General features: G+C 32.2%; 24 protein-coding genes. 15 read left to right on the top strand and 9 right to left on the bottom strand.

The features are described 5' to 3' along the window. Positions 1 to 46: 46 nt before the first annotated feature. From ACWCL1_RS07920 to ACWCL1_RS07910, 3 genes are all read right to left on the bottom strand, one after another. Positions 47 to 484, bottom strand: coding sequence for a hypothetical protein (locus ACWCL1_RS07920; RefSeq protein WP_454546392.1), 438 nt, complete (start codon positions 482 to 484; stop codon positions 47 to 49). Between the two features lie 424 nt (positions 485 to 908). Further along, a complete protein-coding gene (locus ACWCL1_RS07915; RefSeq protein WP_454546391.1) occupies positions 909 to 1,175 on the bottom strand; it encodes a DUF1002 domain-containing protein in 267 nt (88 codons plus the stop codon). 49 nt (positions 1,176 to 1,224) lie between these two features. Then, positions 1,225 to 1,389: a hypothetical protein gene (locus ACWCL1_RS07910; RefSeq protein WP_454546371.1), complete on the bottom strand. Its 165-nt coding sequence runs from the start codon at positions 1,387 to 1,389 to the stop codon at positions 1,225 to 1,227. Positions 1,390 to 1,596: 207 nt separating this feature from the next. Here ACWCL1_RS07910 and pnuC point away from each other — a divergent pair, with 207 nt between their 5' ends. From pnuC to ACWCL1_RS07880, 6 genes are all read left to right on the top strand, one after another. Further along, positions 1,597 to 2,355, top strand: coding sequence for a nicotinamide riboside transporter PnuC (gene pnuC / locus ACWCL1_RS07905; RefSeq protein WP_454546370.1), 759 nt, complete (start codon positions 1,597 to 1,599; stop codon positions 2,353 to 2,355). Positions 2,356 to 2,567: 212 nt separating this feature from the next. Continuing rightward, the gene (locus ACWCL1_RS07900; RefSeq protein ID WP_454546369.1) at positions 2,568 to 4,595 is read left to right on the top strand and encodes a DHH family phosphoesterase; all 2,028 of its coding nucleotides are present in this window, start codon (positions 2,568 to 2,570) and stop codon (positions 4,593 to 4,595) included. A 12-nt stretch (positions 4,596 to 4,607) separates the two neighbouring features. Then, positions 4,608 to 5,057: a 50S ribosomal protein L9 gene (gene rplI, locus ACWCL1_RS07895; protein ID WP_454546368.1), complete on the top strand. Its 450-nt coding sequence runs from the start codon at positions 4,608 to 4,610 to the stop codon at positions 5,055 to 5,057. Positions 5,058 to 5,073: 16 nt separating this feature from the next. Then, positions 5,074 to 6,459: a replicative DNA helicase gene (dnaB, locus tag ACWCL1_RS07890; protein WP_454546367.1), complete on the top strand. Its 1,386-nt coding sequence runs from the start codon at positions 5,074 to 5,076 to the stop codon at positions 6,457 to 6,459. 553 nt (positions 6,460 to 7,012) lie between these two features. Continuing rightward, positions 7,013 to 7,759 carry an RNA-binding cell elongation regulator Jag/EloR gene (jag, locus tag ACWCL1_RS07885; RefSeq protein WP_454546366.1) on the top strand — a complete coding sequence of 249 codons (747 nt, stop codon included), beginning with the start codon at positions 7,013 to 7,015 and terminating at the stop codon, positions 7,757 to 7,759. A gap of 56 nt (positions 7,760 to 7,815) precedes the next feature. Further along, positions 7,816 to 8,340 carry a MarR family winged helix-turn-helix transcriptional regulator gene (locus tag ACWCL1_RS07880; protein WP_454546365.1) on the top strand — a complete coding sequence of 175 codons (525 nt, stop codon included), beginning with the start codon at positions 7,816 to 7,818 and terminating at the stop codon, positions 8,338 to 8,340. Between the two features lie 40 nt (positions 8,341 to 8,380). Here the strand turns inward: ACWCL1_RS07880 and ACWCL1_RS07875 are convergent, their stop codons facing one another. Further along, positions 8,381 to 8,635 (bottom strand): hypothetical protein, encoded by a 255-nt coding sequence (locus tag ACWCL1_RS07875; protein ID WP_454546364.1) that lies wholly within the window; start codon positions 8,633 to 8,635, stop codon positions 8,381 to 8,383. A gap of 248 nt (positions 8,636 to 8,883) precedes the next feature. On the opposite strand from ACWCL1_RS07875, the gene ACWCL1_RS07870 reads away from it, so the two are divergent. The 6 genes from ACWCL1_RS07870 to ACWCL1_RS07845 all read left to right on the top strand — a co-directional run bounded on the left by ACWCL1_RS07870 (position 8,884) and on the right by ACWCL1_RS07845 (position 12,839). Beyond that, positions 8,884 to 9,519, top strand: a complete 636-nt coding sequence (locus tag ACWCL1_RS07870) for an HAAS signaling domain-containing protein (protein ID WP_454546363.1) — start codon at positions 8,884 to 8,886, stop codon at positions 9,517 to 9,519. Continuing rightward, positions 9,516 to 10,481, top strand: a complete 966-nt coding sequence (locus tag ACWCL1_RS07865) for a DUF4097 family beta strand repeat-containing protein (protein WP_454546362.1) — start codon at positions 9,516 to 9,518, stop codon at positions 10,479 to 10,481. The genes ACWCL1_RS07870 and ACWCL1_RS07865 overlap by 4 nt, the downstream gene beginning before the upstream one ends. Positions 10,482 to 10,492: 11 nt before the next feature. Next, complete coding sequence (locus tag ACWCL1_RS07860) at positions 10,493 to 10,738, top strand: PspC domain-containing protein (protein ID WP_454546361.1); 246 nt, start codon at positions 10,493 to 10,495, stop codon at positions 10,736 to 10,738. A gap of 76 nt (positions 10,739 to 10,814) precedes the next feature. After that, complete coding sequence (locus tag ACWCL1_RS07855; RefSeq protein ID WP_454546360.1) at positions 10,815 to 11,309, top strand: hypothetical protein; 495 nt, start codon at positions 10,815 to 10,817, stop codon at positions 11,307 to 11,309. 168 nt (positions 11,310 to 11,477) lie between these two features. Continuing rightward, entirely contained in the window at positions 11,478 to 12,473 is a 996-nt protein-coding gene (locus ACWCL1_RS07850) for a zinc-ribbon domain-containing protein (protein WP_454546359.1), read from the top strand. A gap of 21 nt (positions 12,474 to 12,494) precedes the next feature. Further along, entirely contained in the window at positions 12,495 to 12,839 is a 345-nt protein-coding gene (locus ACWCL1_RS07845; RefSeq protein WP_454546358.1) for a hypothetical protein, read from the top strand. Positions 12,840 to 12,934: 95 nt separating this feature from the next. On the opposite strand, the gene ACWCL1_RS07840 is transcribed toward ACWCL1_RS07845, so the two are convergent. Further along, positions 12,935 to 13,171 carry a hypothetical protein gene (locus tag ACWCL1_RS07840; protein ID WP_454546357.1) on the bottom strand — a complete coding sequence of 79 codons (237 nt, stop codon included), beginning with the start codon at positions 13,169 to 13,171 and terminating at the stop codon, positions 12,935 to 12,937. Positions 13,172 to 14,340: 1,169 nt separating this feature from the next. Between ACWCL1_RS07840 and ACWCL1_RS07835 the strand changes: the two genes are divergently transcribed. Continuing rightward, complete coding sequence (locus ACWCL1_RS07835) at positions 14,341 to 14,496, top strand: hypothetical protein (protein ID WP_454546356.1); 156 nt, start codon at positions 14,341 to 14,343, stop codon at positions 14,494 to 14,496. A 209-nt stretch (positions 14,497 to 14,705) separates the two neighbouring features. Here the strand turns inward: ACWCL1_RS07835 and ACWCL1_RS07830 are convergent, their stop codons facing one another. Further along, positions 14,706 to 15,473: a DUF4811 domain-containing protein gene (locus ACWCL1_RS07830; RefSeq protein WP_454546355.1), complete on the bottom strand. Its 768-nt coding sequence runs from the start codon at positions 15,471 to 15,473 to the stop codon at positions 14,706 to 14,708. Continuing rightward, complete coding sequence (locus ACWCL1_RS07825) at positions 15,473 to 16,984, bottom strand: MDR family MFS transporter (protein ID WP_454546354.1); 1,512 nt, start codon at positions 16,982 to 16,984, stop codon at positions 15,473 to 15,475. Before ACWCL1_RS07825 ends, ACWCL1_RS07830 begins: the two co-directional genes overlap by 1 nt. Before the next feature lie 222 nt (positions 16,985 to 17,206). On the opposite strand from ACWCL1_RS07825, the gene ACWCL1_RS07820 reads away from it, so the two are divergent. Beyond that, positions 17,207 to 17,749 (top strand): TetR/AcrR family transcriptional regulator, encoded by a 543-nt coding sequence (locus tag ACWCL1_RS07820; protein WP_454546353.1) that lies wholly within the window; start codon positions 17,207 to 17,209, stop codon positions 17,747 to 17,749. A 25-nt stretch (positions 17,750 to 17,774) separates the two neighbouring features. On the opposite strand, the gene ACWCL1_RS07815 is transcribed toward ACWCL1_RS07820, so the two are convergent. Then, a complete protein-coding gene (locus ACWCL1_RS07815) occupies positions 17,775 to 18,086 on the bottom strand; it encodes an ArsR/SmtB family transcription factor (protein WP_454546352.1) in 312 nt (103 codons plus the stop codon). Positions 18,087 to 18,256: 170 nt separating this feature from the next. Between ACWCL1_RS07815 and ACWCL1_RS07810 the strand changes: the two genes are divergently transcribed. Then, the gene (locus ACWCL1_RS07810) at positions 18,257 to 20,173 is read left to right on the top strand and encodes a heavy metal translocating P-type ATPase (protein ID WP_454546351.1); all 1,917 of its coding nucleotides are present in this window, start codon (positions 18,257 to 18,259) and stop codon (positions 20,171 to 20,173) included. A 7-nt stretch (positions 20,174 to 20,180) separates the two neighbouring features. On the opposite strand, the gene greA is transcribed toward ACWCL1_RS07810, so the two are convergent. Beyond that, a complete protein-coding gene (gene greA / locus ACWCL1_RS07805; RefSeq protein ID WP_454546350.1) occupies positions 20,181 to 20,651 on the bottom strand; it encodes a transcription elongation factor GreA in 471 nt (156 codons plus the stop codon). Between the last annotated feature and the right edge of the window lies 1 nt (position 20,652).

Raw genomic sequence — 20,652 nt, 5'->3', positions numbered from 1 at the left:
AAGATTGCGATTTTGAATCGCAATCTTTTTTTGTTTAAAAAATTATTTATTCGTCTTCAGGATCGAATTTATGTGCTTCAACTAAAATTTCCTTAGCTTTTTCAAGATAATCTTTTTCAGCTAAGAATGCTTTAACTTCATAACCTTCAGATCCTTTTAATTGAGCTAACTTATCATCCAATGCATCGAATTCCTCACGTAAATGATTAATGACGCTTTCTTCATCTTCAACATAAACATAATGATTTTGTGTCGAATCTTTATGTCCTTCATTATCATGAACCATAATCTTGATTTCATCTTTATCAACTTTAACTGCATGTTTTAAAATTGATTTGATATCTTTGATGGTTTCATGTTGAGCTGTTCGGTGTTTCTTTTCATCAACGCCATCTTCGATTTTAGTTAAGTGATTTTCTGCATCCATAATTTTTTTAGAAATACGACTTAATGCTTTAAGTTGTCTTTTTGCGTAATCCATGATAACACTCCCAATCTATATATTAAGGCTCTAACCCTTCATCTATAAAGTATATCGATTGTCATTTGACGGGAAGCAAAAAGGCTTAAAATCAATGCCCAATCTCTTTGCGTAAATTTAATTAAATAAATTTCTAATCCAGTTAAATAATTGATCAAGCCAATTTTGAATTTGAGATAAGAAATTTTGTCCAGTTTCGCTATTCATCCAGTTTTTCGCCTTGTTCATTAAATTTCTAGTTGAGTCTTTAACATTTTTAACGGTATTATTAACTGTTGTGTATATGATTTATCAGCAGCAATTGATGAATTTTGAAAGCTGATAAGAGCATTAATGATGGTTTGTTTTTGACTATTAGAGGTCTGTTTTATTTGCATCAACTGCAACTTGAGTAGCATTAAGCATTTTATTAGCGCTAGCGGTATTTTCAAGTATTTAAATTTACTTCATCAGCAGCAAGTGCCTTATAAACTCCAGCTAAAGCAAATTTGCCTGAGGTAGGACAACAATAGTTACATGTCACTCCAGCTATTTGAGCAACCATTGCATATTGCTGTGTGGTTACTTCGGTAATATTATTATCCCCTTCATAATTTTCAATATTGACCTTAACTCCTGATCCTGGATCAGCAGGAGCAATTGTGACTGAATTAATCATTATAGTATTTGTAATTGATGAATTTCCATTTGCGATATATTTATCATAATCAGTAGCAGTGGCAGTTAATTTTTTTAAAGAAGAATCAACTCCAAAAAATATTATCTAGTTTTGAACGAACCTCATTTAAAGTTCCAGTACCATAAACAACGTAAGCATGATTTAGAGTTGATGTACCTGCAAATGCATTTGAAGTTGATGAAAAACAAATTGCAAACATTAAGACAATACTTGTAGTTCCAATAATCAATTTGTGTTTTTTATAAAAAAGTCCTTTCAAATGAAATTAAATTGATTTTTAGCACTTTTTAAATGAAAAAATGTAAAGAAAGATTGAATTTGCTACGAAAATGATATCACAATATATTGTGTTTCTCTATTGAAAATATCACTATATATATGTATAATTAAAAGCGTTGTTTTTTACAATAAATTTTTTAGAAGAGAGGTACATATTTTGTTTGAACGTTATAAAGATGTATTAACGCATTTACCAGAATATTCAAAAAATGTTTTTCGGAAGGGTTACTTTAAATGGTTAATTGATCAATGCAAAGGTTGGGGAAAATTTAGTTATGGATTATTGATTTTTAACTTTATTTTACAAGTAATTTCATTGATTCAATCTTTTAGTGTACATCCAGTAACGTCAATAATTGCATTTATTGGTGGGAACTTATCCGTTGCATGTGTTGTCGGAATTTCCAATCGATCTGGAATTCAAGGGTGGGCAGGCTTAGTGAGTGCGCTTTGTATCGCAACAACTGCATTTATTGCTCATAATTATGCGAATGCTTGGGAACAAATTGGATACATTGTCTTTTTAGATATTTTTTGTATTTTGGATCCAAAATGGAATGATGATATTCAGGCTGAAAAATTTGAAAGTTGGACAGAATGGCTTAAATATGGAGCATTTTTTCTAATTTCATGGGCAGTTTTGCACTATATTTTCAGTTTAACAAATGATCCACGGGTATTTTTAGATAGTATGAGTTTAGCAATGTCAGTGACAGGTTCGCTTTTAGAATTAAATCGAAAAAGGGAGCAATACTTTGTGTGGACATTATCTTCAGTAATCACAATTGCATTATGGGTTCAAACAATGCTTGAAGGTGCTGGTAACTTTGCGTTGATCTTTAGTTATTCAATTTTCTTCTTAAATGATATGTATGCATTCTTTAGTCGAAAAGGATGGTTCAGAACAGAAGCATAAAAGATTAATCATAAAGATTTATTAAAATTCATGACAAATCGTGCAACTAATTGTATACTATAAACAATCAAACAAACTCATAACCAGAAAAAGCTTCGGGATTTCCGAGGCTTTTTTCTGCTTGGCAAATATTAATCGAATAATGTGGTAAAATATACAACAGTTATAAATAAAAAGAAAATATTAACTAGGATAATAAAAACGAGGAAATTATGGAAAAGAAAAAAGAAAATAAAACATGGCATTTTCCTGAATTTATGCTTGATAGTCGCATGCGCGTGATTGCATTATTTTTATTGGGATTAGCTGTGGTTAGCGATGGTCTAGCGTTTTTTGTAAGTCCGATCACCGGAATTATTGTTTTGATTTTTGTAATCATTACAATTGTAGTAGGGTATGTTACTTTGCAACATTTGAAAGAAGAAACAAGTGAATATATTTCCGATTTATCATATCGACTAAAACGAGGAGGACAAGATAGTTTAATTCGAATGCCAATAGGAACACTGTTCTTTAATGATACAATGGAAATTGAGTGGATTAATCCTTATTTACAACATTATTTTGGTAAAGAAGATGTTTTAGGAAAGCGGTTGGCTGATGTTGATGAGAACTTAGCAAAAATTATTGAGAAACACCGTAAAGATAAGGATAGTCAGCAGGTTTCATGGCGTAATCATGAATTTGATTTATTGATTCAAGATGATATTAATGTGGCATATATGATGGATGTAACACATTATGCCAAGATTCAAGAAAAGTATAATAATTCACATGTAATGATTGGCCAAATCTTTTTAGATAACTATGATGAAGTTTCTAAGTCAATGAGTGACAAGGATATTTCAAACTTAATTAACTTTGTCACGAGTGCGTTATCTGATTGGGCAAAAGAATTTGGAATGTTTTTAAAACGAGTAGATGAAGATCATTATATTATGATTGGTTATACTGGAACGTTGAAAAAACTTGAAGAACATAAATTTGCAATTCTTGATAAAATTCGAGAAAGAACTTTCAAGAGTAATTCTCCAATCACTTTAAGTATTGGGATTGCTTATGGTGAAGATGATTTAAACGTATTAACTGAATTATCACAATCTAATTTAGACTTGGCACTTGGACGGGGTGGCGATCAAGTTGTTGTTCGCGAAGCTGATGGTCAAGCTCGTTTTTACGGAGGCAAAACTAATCCGATGGCAAAACGTACGCGGGTACGTGCACGGATGATTTCACAAGCTTTAAGTGAATTACTACGACAATCTGATCAAGTTTTTGTAATGGGACACAAACGTCCTGATATGGATGCAATTGGAGCATGTATGGGAATTCGCCGAATTGCAGAAATGAATGGTAAAAGATGTTGGATCGTATTGAATAAAGATAACATTCATTCTGATGTTCAACGTTTACTTGATGAATTGGATCACTATCCTGAAATTAAAGATAGTATCATTTCGCCAGAAGAAGCACTTGAAAAAGTTACTCCTAATAGTTTACTTGTTTTGGCAGATCATTCTAAACCATCTATTACAATTAGTAAGGATTTATATGGTAAACTCGCTAATCGAGTTGTTATTATTGATCATCACCGGCGGGGTGAAGAATTTCCTGAAAATCCAATTTTGGTATATATTGAGCCATATGCAAGTTCGACTTGTGAGCTGATTTCAGAAATGTTTGAATATCAATCACGTGATAGCGAGCCGATTAATTCAATTGAAGCAACCGCCATGTTAACGGGAATTATTGTGGATACACAATCATTTTCACATGGAACAGGAACACGTACGTTTGATGCAGCAAGTTACTTACGTTCGATGGGTGCTGATTTGACAATGGCACGACATTTCATGAAAGAAAGTGAAAGTAGCTACATGCAACGCAATCACTTAATTGATCGCACTGAATTTATTGAAAATATTGCACTTTGTGTGGGTGAAGAAGATAAAATTTACGATTCTGTAATTACTGCTCAAGCTGCGGATTCATTATTACAAGTTAGCGGAATTCAAGCAACCTTTGCTATTACACGGCACAGCAACGATACTGTAGGAATTTCAGCGCGTAGTGATGGTTCAATTAATGTACAAGTAATTATGGAAGAAATGGGCGGCGGAGGTCATTTATCTAACGCAGCTACCCAAATTAAAGACGTTACTGTTGATGAGGCCCGACAAAAATTGCTTGATATCTTAAAAGCTGAAAAAGAGCCACAACCAGTTAATGACAATGAGTAGGAGGATTTTAAAATGAAAGTTATTTTTACACAAGATGTTCGTGGTAAAGGTAAACGTGGTGAAGTTAAAGAAATGGCAGATGGTTATGCAAACTTTTTAATTAAAAGCGGCAAAGCTAAGCAAGCAGATGCTGCTGCAATGAGTCAATTACGCGGACAACAAAAAGCAGAAGCTAAGAAGGAAGCTGAAATTTTAGCTGAAGCAAAGGAAACTAAAGCTAAACTTGAATCTGGTAAATACGTAGTTGAACTCAAAGCTAAAGCAGGTGAAGATGGTCGTTTATTTGGCTCAGTTACTTCTAAACAAATTTCACAGGCTTTACAAAAACAATACGGCATTAAAATTGATAAACGCAAAATGGAATTGGCACAACCAATTCGTTCAATGGGATATGTAAATGTTCCCGTAAAATTACACAATGAAGTGACAGCTAAAATTCGAGTACACATTGCTGAACAATAAGAAAGGGTAAGTTGGGGTGGATAATACAGAATTAGAAAATGTGATCCCGCATGATGCGCGGGCAGAACAAGCAGTTTTAGGATCAGTTTTTTTAGATGGTAATACCCTAGCCGACGCAGTTGAATTTTTAAGTCCAGAAGACTTTTATAATCGTGCTAATCAAGTTATTTTTAAAGCAATGATTGCATTAGATGATAATGGCGACAAAATTGATCCGTTAACAGTTTCTGAAGAACTTAAGCGTTCTAATCAATTGGAAGATGCTGGCGGACCGGTTTATTTAGGTGAATTAATGGATAATATTCCTACCAGTACTCATATTCGAGAGTATGCTAAAATTGTCCAAGAAAAATCCGCTTTGCGGCGTTTAATTAATGCTGCACGAAATATTATTGACCAAGCACAGGATCAAAGTGATTCAGCAGAAACAATCTTAGATAGTGCTGAACGTCAAATTATGGATATTACAGAAGATCGTAATAGTGCTGGATTTAGGCCAATTAATCAAGTTTTAGATCAAGCATTAATCGATGTACAAGAATTATCACAACAAAAAGAAGACATCACCGGATTGCCAACTGGTTACCATGATTTTGATGCAATGACTTCAGGTTTACAGCCAGATAATTTAATTATTTTAGCTGCTCGGCCCGCGGTTGGTAAAACTGCTTTCGCATTGAATATTGCACAAAATGTGGGAAAAGTTGTAGGAACTAATGTTGCAATTTTTTCACTTGAAATGAGTGCGGAATCTTTGGTTAACCGGATGATTTGTGCAGAAGGTTCAATTACGGCTAATCACTTGCGCAATGGACAATTAACAGATGAAGAATGGCGTAATTTAACAGTCGCAATTGGTACTTTAGCAAACACGAATATTTTTATTGATGACACTCCTGGAATTAAAATGTCTGAAATTCGGGCAAAATGTCGACGATTAGCAAAAGAACAAAATGGCTTAGGATTGATCGTGATTGATTATTTACAATTGATTGAAGGATCTAATAAGGAAAGTCGGCAACAAGAAGTTTCTGAAATTTCACGTCAATTAAAGAAGTTAGCTAAGGAATTAAGTGTGCCAATTTTGGCTTTATCACAATTATCTCGTGGAGTAGAGCAACGTCAAGATAAGCGGCCAGTATTGTCTGATATTCGGGAATCTGGATCAATTGAACAAGATGCAGATATTGTTGCTTTTTTGTATCGGGATGATTATTATGAACGCCAAGATGGTAGTGACGATGATGAAGGCGCAAATTCAGTTGAAGATAATGCCACCGATGCAGGTCCAGTAGAATTAATTATTGAAAAAAACCGGGCTGGTTCACGCGGGACTGTTAATTTATTATTCATTAAATCACATAATAAATTTGCCAATATGACAACACGTCAAGAAATGTAGTAAATTATCTGTAAGACTGTAACATAAGTTGCAGTCTTTTTTATGCATTTCTTGCTTATGCCCCGCTGGTTTTAAAAGCTTTTGTTACACCTTGATATTATTTTATAAAAAATTTGAAAATTGTCGAAGTAAAATTTTTTTATGGAGGTTAAACCGTAATGTCGCGCGCAAAAATGTGTCAAGTAAAAAAATTTAAATAATTTTAGGGGTTTTATTTTGATAAAATCAGCGCTAAAATAGTTCAAGTAAGCAGAGATGTGAACGAACGTTCGGTTGAAGTGGAGGATTGCAATGACGATTTCAGCAAAAATGTCAACAGAAGAGTTGATCAAAGCAGTTATGCATGAAAGCAAGGTTAGTTATCAAGAGGCTATTAATATATTATTGGAACTAACTCGAAATAAATAAGCGGTGCGATTATGAATGGTATTTGAATCCAAGTAAGCGTACCGTTTTTTATTTTGTAAAAATTAATTTGCTAATAATGTGTTTGCTCCCTTTATGAATAATAAGTTATAATATTTATTTAGAATCATAAACGGAGGGACAATTGATGAAATATACCGGAGACACAGTCGATGCGGCTTTAAGTAAAGGACTAGCAGATTTAAATGTAGGTCGCAGTCAAGTTGAAGTAACGGTAATTAGTGAAGGACGCAAAGGCTTTTTAGGAATTGGTAAAAAAGCAGCCGCAGTTGAAATTAATGTTTTAACTCCTAGTGATCAAATTGATGATGAATATTCTAGTGAAATTGAAAATCAAATTACTGCTGAAATTAAAAAGAGCGAAGAAAATGAAACTGATGAAAATAAGGAAAAGAAACATCTAGAAAATACATTGGAATTAGATGAAGCGATTCGAAATTTGGGAGATTACTTAAATGAAATTACTGCAATTTTAAAAATCGATGCAGATATTTCAGTTACAGTAAGTCATCGTAAAATTTATTTTGACTTTGAAACTAGTCAACCCGGACTTTTAATTGGAAAGCATGGCAAAACCATTAATGCATTGCAAATTCTTGCGCAAGCTTTTTTAGATAAACAAATTAAGCAACGGTATCGGGTTTTATTAGACGTTGATAATTATCGTGAAAAACGTCAGGCAGAATTAAAAAAGATTTCGCTTGAATTAGCTCAACGTGCAATTATTGAACGGCGTGCATTTAAATTAGGACCAATGCCAGCAACAGAACGTAAAATTGTACATAAAACGTTAGCATCAAACCATCATATTCGTGCAAAATCTCATGGGAACGATCCTTATCGTTATATAGTGATTGCACCCAAATTTAAATAAATTTGTGGTAAGATAAAATTAGATGATAATAGAGGGGCTAATTGGAGGGGTAAAATATGCTTAAACATGAACCTCATCATCTTGAAGATGAACTATGTTTTGCAATTTACATTGCACAAAAAAATTATAATAAATTTTATAGTGAAGCTTTAAAAGAATTTAAACTAACTTATTCGCAATATATTACATTATTGGTTATGTGGGAAGAACACCGTCCAATGATGATCAAAGAACTTGGGGAACGTTTACAACTTGATACGGGGACATTAACTCCACTATTAAAACGACTTCAATATAGTGGATGGATCACAAGAGCACGTTCCGGAATTGATGGCCGAAGAGTTTATTTGGAATTAACTGATAAGGCTAAAAAAGAAGAAAAAAAGGTGAAAAAAGCAGTTGAAGATTCATTTGGATCAATTGATATGGATCCAAGTGAATATCAAGAAAGTGTTGCGACTTTAAAAGATATTTCTAAAAAGTTAAGTCGACTAAACCAACAACTTATTGAAAATGATGAAAGTCATTTAAGATATGCAGACCGAATTCATAAAAGTAAAGAATTAGAAACTGAAAATTAAAAAAAAAGAAGGTTGTGATAATTATCACAACCTTCTTTTTTTAACTTAACCAATCATATTGAAGTATTTGATTAGTTTTTAAGTTAACGGGAATCCATAAATGATGATGCCAGATATCCTTTAAAATTTTAGTAAATAAGGCAGTGCGTTTAGCATCATTTCGTTGACTTTTAGGATATTTAATTGTAATTTTTTCGCCGTTTTCAGTTTTTACGATAATCTTATTCTTTTTCAATTTAATAATTTGAGCAGAAACGATTTCTTTGTCTAGAGCAATGTTTTGGTTATTTGTCATAGTAAACATCTCAATTCTATTTTAAAATTCTTACTCGCTTCTATACTCATTACTTTACAGCATCTTTGTGAAGAATATATGTTTTTGATGTTAAAAGTTGAATACTAAAAGTTCGAATTTTATGGACAAAATTTGTAAAATTATATAAAAAAATTGATTTACATTGAAGTCTAAGGTGAATATAATTGTTTAGTGGAGAGGAGCTGAACAAAACTTGTTAATCAACAAGTGATATTTGAGGAGTAATTATGGATAAAGAAAAGTATTTGGTGGATTTGGAACATTATTTAAATCAGCTTCCAGAAGATGAACGAAAGCGAATTATCGTTCATTATGAGCAAGTGATTACGGATGCTCAGTTAGTTGATCAAAAAGAAATTGAAGAATATTTAGGTACAGCACGCCAATTGAGTAATTTGATTTTAGCTGACAATGCACTTGAAGTTCGAAAAGAAATGAAAAAGCATCATCAGCAATTAATTTCAGTAGATTGGCATGCTTTTTTTATGATGATAATAGCATTTTTAGGTTCCCCCACAACTTATTTAGTTGGGAACTTAAAAATGGGTTTACTTTTACTTTTAGCAATTTTGATTTTTATAGTGGGGGCAATTTTATTAGTAGGAATTGCTGCAGCCACTGTTTTAGGTGCAATTATGATATATGCAGGAATTGGGACAATGGCAAGTTCCTTTGCAGTTGGCATGTTTCATTTAGGAATTGGATTAATTTTTATTGCATTTATTGTTTATACGGTTCCTCTAATTCATAAGACTTACATTGTGATTTTTTCTAGTTTAAGTAAAGTTGCAAGTCATATTTATGATGAACTTAAATGCCGTTGGACTAAAAAATTGAAAAAGCAAAAGGAGACTGAATCATGAAAATCAAACGAAATATTCAGATCGGTACGCTGATTTTAATCGTTGGATTATTTTGTGCAATTTTCGGTGCTTTAAATAATGGAGTTAAAAGTATTGCATTTATTGGGATCAAGCCAGTTGTTCCTGAAAAAGAACGCCAACTATCAAATTCAATTACAAATCAAAAATTTAACTCAATTGAAATTGATGTGAAACGTGCTAAGGTAAAAATTGCTTATGGCAAGCATTTTAAAGTTGAATATGCTGGGAGACGTTCAAATCTACCGGCAGTAAAAATTGAAAATAATCATTTAATCATTAGTCAAACCAATAATGTTTTAACCAGTACAGAAAATACGATCCATTGGAAAGAAGCACGAAGGATTGAGCGTGACAATACTGTAATCAAGATCACAGTTCCTGAAAATACTAAGTTACAAAGAATCAAAGTTTTTAATAACTATGGAAACACTAGCATTTTAGGAGTAAATTCTGCAATGCTTGAAGTGACTGAAATGGAAGGAGCAGTTGTTCTCAAAAATCTAAGTACAGATGCAATTGACTTAGAAGCAAATGCAGGGAAAGATATATATTTACAAAACGTTGATTTAGAGAATGGCCAAATTCAAAACAAAGATACTAATTTAAATGTTAATGGGGGCACGATTAAAAATATTGCAATTGATAGTGATCATGGCGGTGTTGGACTTGAAAATTTAACGCTTGATGGTGGAACGACGCACACTCATTTTGGAAATACAACTTTAAGTAAAGTTGAATTAGTTAGTGGTTACTTAATTGATACTAAAAATGGAAATAATACAGTCCAAAAAACTCAAGTAGAAAACTATACATTAACGGCTAAAAATGGAAATAATCAAGCTTTTGGCAAGCAACGTAAATCACAGTTTTCAAAGCAAAATGCTCACAATATAAATACCTTGAGTTTAACCGTCACAAATGGTAATAATGTAATTAAATAGGAGGGATTTATATGGCAACAAAAAAGAAACGCCTAACAAAATCAAAAGATAAGAAGGTATGTGGCGTCTTTGGCGGAATTGCAGAATATTTTGGTTGGGATAAGGCAATTGTACGGATTATTGGTGCATTTTTAATTATTTTTCCCGGAAGTATTTTTGCAGGAATCTTATTATACTTTATTGCGGTCTTAGTAATGCCAGATTCTGATGATAAAGATAAGTCAGATGTGATTGAAGGAGAATTTCGCGAAAAGTAAAAGGGTTATCTTAATTAAAAATATAAGATAAATGCTATAATTAATTTGAATTGAGATATGAAAGGAAGCTTGAGCTATGATTGATGAAAGAATCAGTTTGACAATCGGTCCAAAAAAAGGACTAGAACAAATTATTGATGACAACCCTGATCGCCAATTTAAGTTGTTTCATTCAACTGGTGATAAAACCGAATACATGTTGTTAGATTGTTCAGGAAAAAAATCAATTTTTCATTCTGATTTAGATTACTATATTATTAATGAAATTAATCCAGGTGAATTCCCACAAGATTACTTGGAATGTCGGTATCTTACATTAAATAAAGATGAACAAAAAGTTTTTAAATCAATATTTAATTCATGGAAATCACCAGAAAAACGTCCAGCAGGGTTAGATTCAAGTATCTTGTTGCATGCCCTTGATGATGATTTTAAATTTTTATTACTTAATGAGTGGGAAGATGAAGATGCATTTATGGTTTGGGACAATGATGACCAAAATCAATTATGCAAGTTTGCTCACAATAGTAATGAAACGTTAGTAGTGAAAACTTACTATCCAGTAAAATAATAAAAAGTTTTAGATGATAAAGAAGCATTCAATGTGTTAACATTGAGTGTTTTTTATTATTTCAAGGAAATAAAATTCATGTAATTTAGGATTGAGGTAGATAAATAAAAGCATTAAAATAATATAAGGTGTGAAAAGGAGATTATGAGTTTAGGAAGGGTCTAATTTATGAAATATTGTTCTCAATGTGGTGCGAAAAATGATGATAATGCTAAATTTTGTTCGAAATGTGGAGCAGCGTTAAACACAGACTTTCATTTATCAAGAACAAAAAATGCTAATAATAATCAAACACCGCCGCCCAATAAAAGGTGGCCATGGATAGTGACACTTTTAGTAATTATCATTATCATTCTAGTGTTTATTGTTGGAGCAGTAATTGGAAGTAAACCAACAACTAAAAGTAAAGAAGATGCTCCTAAAAGTACTCAAGTGGCAAAAAAACAAAGTGCAAAATCGGCACAATCAAGTCAAGCGGATGCAAATACTTCTAATTTATCAGCAAGTAATTTAACACCTGAACAAACTGCTACCGCAATTGCTTATTATCAAGGAACTAATAGTTTGGCATGGAGTGCATTATCAACCGAACAAATGTCACATAATGTGTACATTACTAATAATACAGATGAAGATATTTCTAATAAAGGAGCAGGAGTGACGTATTGGTTTGGTGCCATCGGTGATGGTTATAGTGAATACACTTTATCAAGTAATGGAAAAACTGTTAATATTTATCAAATTAATGGAGGTTCAAACGGAGTTCAAGATCCTAAAGAATCAGTTTCATTAGAGACAATTGTTGATACGATTAACCAAAAAAAGGCAGCCCAAACGGTTCGAAATACTGCCAATGGAGTGCATATAAAAGATAATTGCTATGATGAAAGTAGTGCGTCTAATAATATTGATACAACTAAATTAAATAAACAACAATTAGAAAATTGGGCACTACAAACTTTTAAGGATACATATGCAAGTGCAGCTGATGATGATTTATCAGTTGAATACAACGGGGTAAGTAGTAATAATTATGCAGAAGTGACAATTCATGATCATGATAACAGTGTAATGGATACAACTTATCGGGTAAATGAAAATGGTGCGTTGCAAGAAAAATCAGGTGACGAATGGGAAACAGTAAGTACAACATATACTGAATAAAAACAGAAAGAAAGTGAGATGATGAGTTTACAAGCGGAATTAAACCGTAACCAAGTTATTTATTTAGCGATTGCAGAATATAGTGGTAAAGATTTGAAAAAGCCATTTTTAGTAAGTGAAGCTTATGAATTAGTTGGTGAAAAGCTAAAAGAATTAAATGCAAGTCAATCTAAAATTCAAAAGAAAACATTCATGTCAAATGTTAATGAAATGTTGCAAAATGCTCAAAAAGATCCTAATAAGTTAACATTACATTTAGCACGTAAATATGGTCAAAAAATGAAAGATGTAACTGGCAAAACATTAATTACGGCAAATAATTTTGATGATTCAAATTTATATCTTTCAACTAAAAAATTAGGTTAATAAAAACCTCCACTAAAAGTAATAAAACTACTCTTAGTGGAGGTTTTTTCTTTAAAAATAAAAGGAAAAGTGGCTCTCCCAGCCACTTTATTTCGTTAGGATAAAGCAATGTTTTGCTCCATACTACGAAGCCACTTACTCTTTTTTACCAAATGATAATCGTTCTTGAATGAGTACCATGGGAAAAAGGTTTTAATACGTGCATCTTTGTTGCGGTATGTATTAATAGCCTTAATCTTTTCTGGTTCAATAAATCTTTCAATGCGATGCCCAGTCGCAAAGTCTATTTCCTCAATCAGAACATTTCCTTGATCATCAAGTAAAACGTACATAATAATTTCTTCCTTAATATTGTATGAATATTTAGCTTAACGCTTAATGTATCTAAATTATACTAAGAAAAATTCGTTAAATGTTGAACAACGACCTTAATAATAGATAATTTTAATCATATTAATCTAAAAGCTAAGAACTTTATATGTTCGTAATAAAACGAAGATAAAATTAAAACTCTTTAAGATTTAAATAAAATGATTAAGCCAAATCGCAATAAATGGCTACAAAGCGTAATATTAAAATGTTTAAATGCTTAATATTTATTGAAATAAGTCACGTTTTTTAACCCAATGATAATGTGGATAAGGAACTTTTATCCAAAAGGATTTAATTTTTGCAGATTTATTACGATAACTATTGATGCTATCAAGGGATTTAAAACTAGCAAAAAAATAAATTTTTGAGTCAGTTAATAAATCTGTTTCTTCAATTAATATCTCATTGTTATTATTTAGTAAGACGTACATATACCGAACTCATTTCATGATATTATAAAAATTTTGACTAAAAGATAATATCGTTAATTTTAATAGAAACTGATTTTATATCCGGTTAATAAGATTGAAATGAGTGAGGGCATTTCAATTAAGTACTTAACAATTGTTAGGGTTAACAAATTGTCGTTTAAATTTGAGAAATATCTTTATTCTAATTGGGCATGATGAAATAAAGATAAAATAAGGAATTCAAATTGATATTTTTTTAATAAGTAATTTATAATTATTGTGTTAAATGTTAAAATAAAATCAGCTATAAAATTATTGATAATTAAATTTTAATCAAAATTAGTTATTATATTTTTATGGTTTACTAGGTGAAGCATCGTTCAGTGATTGTAATGACCCGAAAAATTGCTGAATGATGCTTTTTTTAACCAAATTGGGCAAGTTTGGTTAAAGCTTTAAAAACCGTTTGCCAAATTTCAAACAGAAAAGTAAGATATAAAAGATTGTTGAAGCCGCAACCAAAAATTTAAAGCGAACTTTCCGAATAGTTAAAATGACTCACCATCCTTCCAAAACTATTCGACTTTGGATATAAGTGGAGATATTTAAGAAAATATTAAACAGTTAATTTATTCTTAATAAATCTCCATAAAATAATAATATACAAATTTGAGGATAAGTCAAGTTGATGATATACAAAATTAAGAAGGAGAATTAAGATGATTAAACAATTTAATAAAAATGATGTAAATGAACTGTCAGTGATTATGCAAATTTGGTATGAAAGTAACTGTGATGACCATCTTTTTATTGGATTAATTAATGATTATATTGCAGGATTATTTATTCAAAAAATGCACGCCATCATGGCTTAGGAAAACAACTTCTTAATAATGCAAAGCAAACTCACCAAGTTTTAACGCTTGAAGTTTATGAAAAAATCAAAATGCAGTTCGATTTTATGAAAAACATGGATTTAAAATCATTGAAACTAAATTAGACTCAGATACACAGGAAATGAAAAGGGAGTAAACAAAAAGACTGTGACATAATTGTCACAGCCTTTTTCTTGTTTTAAGCCCTTTTACGATAATTCTTTTTGAAGTTGAGGAATTAGTTTAGTAAGCATTTGTTTTTCAAGTTTTTGAACAAGAACCTTTTCTTGTTCTTTTGTAATTTGCTTTTCTAACTGCGCTTTTTTAGCAGCACTCATTGATGGATCTTTTTGAAGTGCTTCTGCCATTTTGGCTTTAACAAGTGCAGGTAATTGTTCTTTAATTTGAGCTTCAAGTTGTTTTTTAGAAGCTGCTTGTTGTTTTTGCATGTCTTTAAGTTGATTTGTACTTAGTACTAACCAATCATTTGGAACTTTGAAAATATAAGTATAATGTTGAGTTTCATCATTTAACCCTAGTCCAGCAAACATAACTTTCCAAAAATTATTTTGGTAGGTATAGTGTTGTTTTTTGATTTCAAGTTGAGCAGTTTTAGTATTACTATGTTCAACTTTAGTAGTTACATTATAGTCTACCTCAGTTTTTTGATTTTTGTTTGGCTTTTCAGCGGTACGATAAACGAAAACTTTTTCTTTTCCGGAACCAAGTGACTTGTAAACTGTTATTTTTAAAGCACTATCTTTTCCAGTAGTAGAAACTAATTTTTGTGTTTCGATAGTAGTAGTTTTCTTCATTCCTAAATGATGAGTATCATTTAACATTAATGTAACTGAGCATGCTACTGATAAAATTAAGAAAACCGTTGAAGTTGTATAGCGTAGCACTGGCTTTTTAACAAAGGCGATAAATGTAATGGCAAATAGTGCCATACTAATTAGTAAAACCCATAAAACCATTATTGCGCCTCCTTTACAGTGTTTTTAGCCGTCTTATTAATATCTTTTTTGACTAATCCAGCATTTTTTTCTAATGAAAATGCAAGAATTAAACCAAGAATTCCAAATAATACGGCGGTAAAGAAAGCAGCATGATATCCATTTAAAGCGGCCGTAATTGCATCATGCTTGTATTGTAATGGTGCATTTTGGAGAAGATATTTACTTGGCATTTGTGCATTTTGAATATTTGAGTAAACTGTAGTGAAAATCGCAGTCCCAATTGCACCAAGAGTTTGTCTTAACGTATTGTTGATTGCAGTTCCATCATTCATCTTTTCAAGTGGCAATGCATTCAAACTAGCAGTGTTTGATGGCATCATTACAAGTGAAATCCCCATAATCCGAACAGCGTATAGTACGATGATTTCAATAATTGGAGTAGTTGTTGTTAATGTTGTAAAGTTTAAAGTTCCAAGTGTAAGTAAAATTAACCCTGCAATGGAAAGAGTCCGGGCTCCTAATTTATCAAATAACATTCCTGAAAGAGGACTCATCAATCCCATTAACAAAGCACCTGGTAAAAGCATTAAACCAGAGTGGAAGGCAGATTCGCCTCGTACAATTTGAATGTACAATGGAAGGACTAACTCAACTCCAACTAAAGTAATTCGAGCAATTGAACCTAGTAATGATGGCAAAGTAAAGTGCCAATCTTTTAATAATCTAATATCCAAGAATGGTGTTTCCAATTTAAATTGGCGCCAGCAAAAGAGAATAATAAAAATAATTCCAATAATAATGGACCAAATAACAACTGCGGATGTCCATCCTTTATTTCCAGCTTCAGATGTCCCGTAAAGTAATGAACCAAATCCAATGATTGATAAAATTCCTGATAAAACATCGAGTTTAACGTCGGATGTTTGTAAAACTTTCTTCATAAAGAAGAAACTTAAAAGTAAATCCAATCCAATAAATGGAAGCGTAATTCCAAAGATCATACGCCAATTCCAACTATCAATGATCCAACCAGAAAGTGTTGGTCCAATTGCAGGAGCAACTCCAATTGCAAGCCCGATCATGCCCATTATAGTTCCCCGTTTTTCAGGTGGGAAAATTGACATCGCAATAGATTGTCCTAATGGTGTTAAAATTCCACCACCTAAAGCGGAAACAATTCGTCCGGTTAAAAGCATGGCAAAATCACTTGCAGCAAAACAAATGATGTTACCAATAAAAAATAAACTCATTCCAGTAATATATAAGATTTTGGAACTGAAACGGTTCATCATCCATGCAGTGACTGGAATCATAATCCCAGTAACTAACATAAAGCCAGTTGATAACCATTGAACGGTACTAGCATTAATATCAAAATCATGCATCAGCGTTGGATATGCGGTCGCAAGCATTGTTCCAGCTAAGAAAGTTCCAAATAACCCAACAATAATAGTAAGCATTAATAGCCCACGATTATATGGTTTACCATTGACATCAAGAGCTTGATGTTCATTTGTACTTGTTGCCATTAAAAAGCCTCCCTAATTTAACTGATATCTTATATTATTATGCAAGTTTACATAATATGTAATTAATAAGCATTTATTTAATTAATAATCAACAAATGTATACTATTACACTTGTGTTTCTTATTACGCTTATATATAATAAACCTAGAAAGGAATAAATGCAACAATTTTATTCACACGTGAGTATTAATGCTTGGAATCATAACTAGGAGGTGGCTATGAATGGATCGACGGGTTGTACGAACTGTTAGAAGAATCAAGGATAGTTTTATTGAATTGTTGAAAAAAGAAGATTTTAGCAAAATTACAGTTAAAATGATTTGTGATTCAGCTGACATTGAGCGGAAAACTTTTTATTTACATTTTAAAGATAAATATGAACTTTTAGATGTGATTGTAAAGGATCATTTAGATGCATTTAGAGAAAAAGTGTGTTCAATGCCAGAAAAAAAGCCCACATATTTTTATATTGAGGCATTGAAATTTTGTGATCGCCATCATGATTTGTTTGAACGTTTTTATAACGGAAGAGGCTCAGTTCCCATTCGTAAAAAAATTCAACAATATATTTTAGAACGCTTTGAAGAACGATATGGACAAGATAATGATCCGGCTGTTAGTCATTTTATTTCAGCGGGAATTGGGGGCGTTTTTGAAGCTTATGTAAATGGAAAAATTAAAGAGAATAAAGAAAAAATTGCTAATGATGTGGTTGATTTGGTAGATCAAGCAATTGCTTTATATGAAAGAAATATAAAAAAATAAAGACTGGAATTTTTTCCAGTCTTTTTTAGTCTTCCGCAATATGTTCCTTAACTTGCTTAAAAATATTGATAATATGACGGTCAGCAAGTTCATAAATAACACTTTGACCATCGCGTTGGCCGATAACTAAGTTGGTTTGACGTAAAATTTTTAATTGGTGAGAAACAGCTGACTGTGAAATGCCAATGGTTTTGGCAATTTGGTTAACTGATAATTTTTGTTCAAATAGTAAAAATAAGATTCGATAACGGGTTTGATCACCAAAAGCTTTAAAGATTTGAACGCTTTGCTCAGTTTCTTTTGCAGTTGGTAAAATTAATCTTGTTTCTTGTTCCATAATAATTACCGCTTTTCCAAAGATCCTTTACACGTTATTGTATTCCAGCAAAGAAATTTTGGCAAATCAAAGAAATTCTTGCAATTGAGATCTAAAAGGAATATGATAAACGTATCAAAGATATGAATATATGTTCATATATTTACATAGGTAGACGAGGAGGACTTGCGATGAAATTAAAAAAATTAGATTACGAAGAAAAATTAACCGTGATTCGAATCGTTATTAGTGCCATCTTAACGTTAGTTGCGTATTTAATGCCTCAAAATTCAATTGCAATCTTAATCTATTTAGTTGCGTTTATTATAGTTGGATATCAAGTTTTATGGAAAGCTTTAAAGAATATTTTATATGGGCAAGTTTTTGATGAAAACTTTTTGATGTTAGTTGCAACTTTAGGAGCATTTGCAATTCACCAATATCCAGAAGCGGTGATGGTAATTTTGCTTTACGAAGTTGGAGAATTTTTCCAAGATACTGCGGTTAAATCTTCACAAGAGTCAGTAACTAACTTATTGGATAATCGTCCTTCTAAAACAATTCGAATTGTTAATGGAAAAGAAGAACAAGTTCTTTCACAAAGTGTAAAAGTAGGGGATACTTTAGTAATTAAACCGGGAGATAAGGTTCCCGTTGATGGAATTATTATTTTAGGAGAAGCCGATGTTAATACGGCCGCTTTGACTGGAGAATCAGTTTCACGGCATTTAGAACTTAATGATCATCTTTTAAGTGGAATGATTGTTGAAGATGGTGTTTTAAAAGTTAAAGTAACTCATGCTTATGCTGATTCTACAGTTGCTAAAATTTTAGACTTAGTTGAAAATGCCTCAAGTCGCAAGGCGAAAACGGAAAACTTTATCACAAAGTTTAGCCGAATTTACACCCCAATTGTAGTTGCTGCGGCAGTATTATTAGCGGTTATTCCACCATTATTTATGCACACAGGAATACAACCATGGATTTCACGAGCATTGATTTTCTTAGTAATTTCATGTCCATGTGCATTGGTAATTTCAGTGCCTTTAAGCTACTTTAGTGGAATTGGAGCAGCCTCAAAGATGGGAGCTTTAGTTAAGGGAAGTAACTATTTAGAAGCTCTTGCACAAGTTAATGGGGTGATCTTTGATAAAACGGGAACTTTAACTCAAGGAAAGTTTATGGTTACTAAAGTATATGCTCAAGATGGATTTACAGAAGAAAAAGTTTTACGCTTGGCAGCTTTAGTAGAGCAACATTCTCCTCATCCAATTGCACAAGCAGTCGTAAAAAGTTATGCAGGAAAACTCGATTCAAAAGTTGAATGTGTTAAAGAATTGGTCGGATTAGGAGTGAAAGCACGAATTGATGGGTGCGAAGTTTATGTAGGAAATGCCAAGTTAATGCAAAAATATCATATTAAAGGGTTTAATATTCCTAAGTTCAAAGGAACGATGGTATTTGTGGCGATTGATGGCCGCTATTTAGGCTCAATTAAAGTTGAAGATACATTGAAACCAACTGCTAAGGAAACAATTGAACGTTTAGAAGAAATTGGAATTGATAATATTATGATGCTTACAGGCGATGATAAAAATGTTGGGGAAAAAATGGCTCATGAAGTTGGGATTGCTGAAGTAAAAACTAACTTAATGCCACAAGATAAAGTTAGTGAAATTGCGAAGTTTCATGAGGAACATCCGGATGAAAAAGTTGCTTTTGTCGGCGATGGATTAAATGATACTCCAAGTTTAGCACTTGCAGATGTTGGTGTATCTATGGGAGCATTAGGATCTGATGCAGCGATTGAAGCTTCAGATGTAGTATTGATTCACGATGATCCTGCTGTTTTACCAAAATTAATTCAATTAGCACATAAAACTAAAACAATTGTTTACGAAAACATTTCAATTTCACTAGGAATGAAAGCAATTTTTCTAGTATTAGGTGGATTTGGATTAGCTTCAATGTGGGAAGCTGTTTTTGCAGATGTTGGAGTAACATTAATTGCGGTACTTAATTCTTTAAGATTGTTGCGTAAAAAGAAGATTAAAACTGAAACCGAACATAAAAAAAGTCACCAATCAACTGCTAAAGCAGTTAATTAATGACTAATTATAAAGAAACATCTTCAATTGTTACTTGATATGATGAAGCCGGTGCAACAACATTAACGGTTGTGCCGGCTTTTTGATGCATAATGGCCCGTCCAATTGGGGAATCAAATGAAATTTTGTGTTCTTCTACCCGAGCTTCTTGCTTACCCACAATATGATAAGTTTCAACTTCATCATCATCTTCAAAACGTAATTTTACAGTTGTGCCAATATCAACTTTACCATTGTTTTCAGGCTTAATAATTTGAGCGTATTGAAGTTGCTTATTTAAGTAGCGCAACCGATTTTCTAAATGGCGTAAATCACGTTTAGCAGCACTATATTCGGCATTTTCGGAAAGATCACCAAGTGCACGTGCTTCTTGAAGTTGTTTGATTTTAGCTGGGCGATCAGCTTTAAGAGCTTCAATTTCATCAACGATTTGCTGATATCCTTCAGGAGTCATTTTTTGAAAATATACTTCTGCCATT

Source organism: Ligilactobacillus sp. LYQ135, from assembly GCF_053711055.1.
The sequence above is the reverse complement of the archived record's forward strand: the minus strand, read 5'-3'. Positions and strand labels throughout refer to the sequence as shown.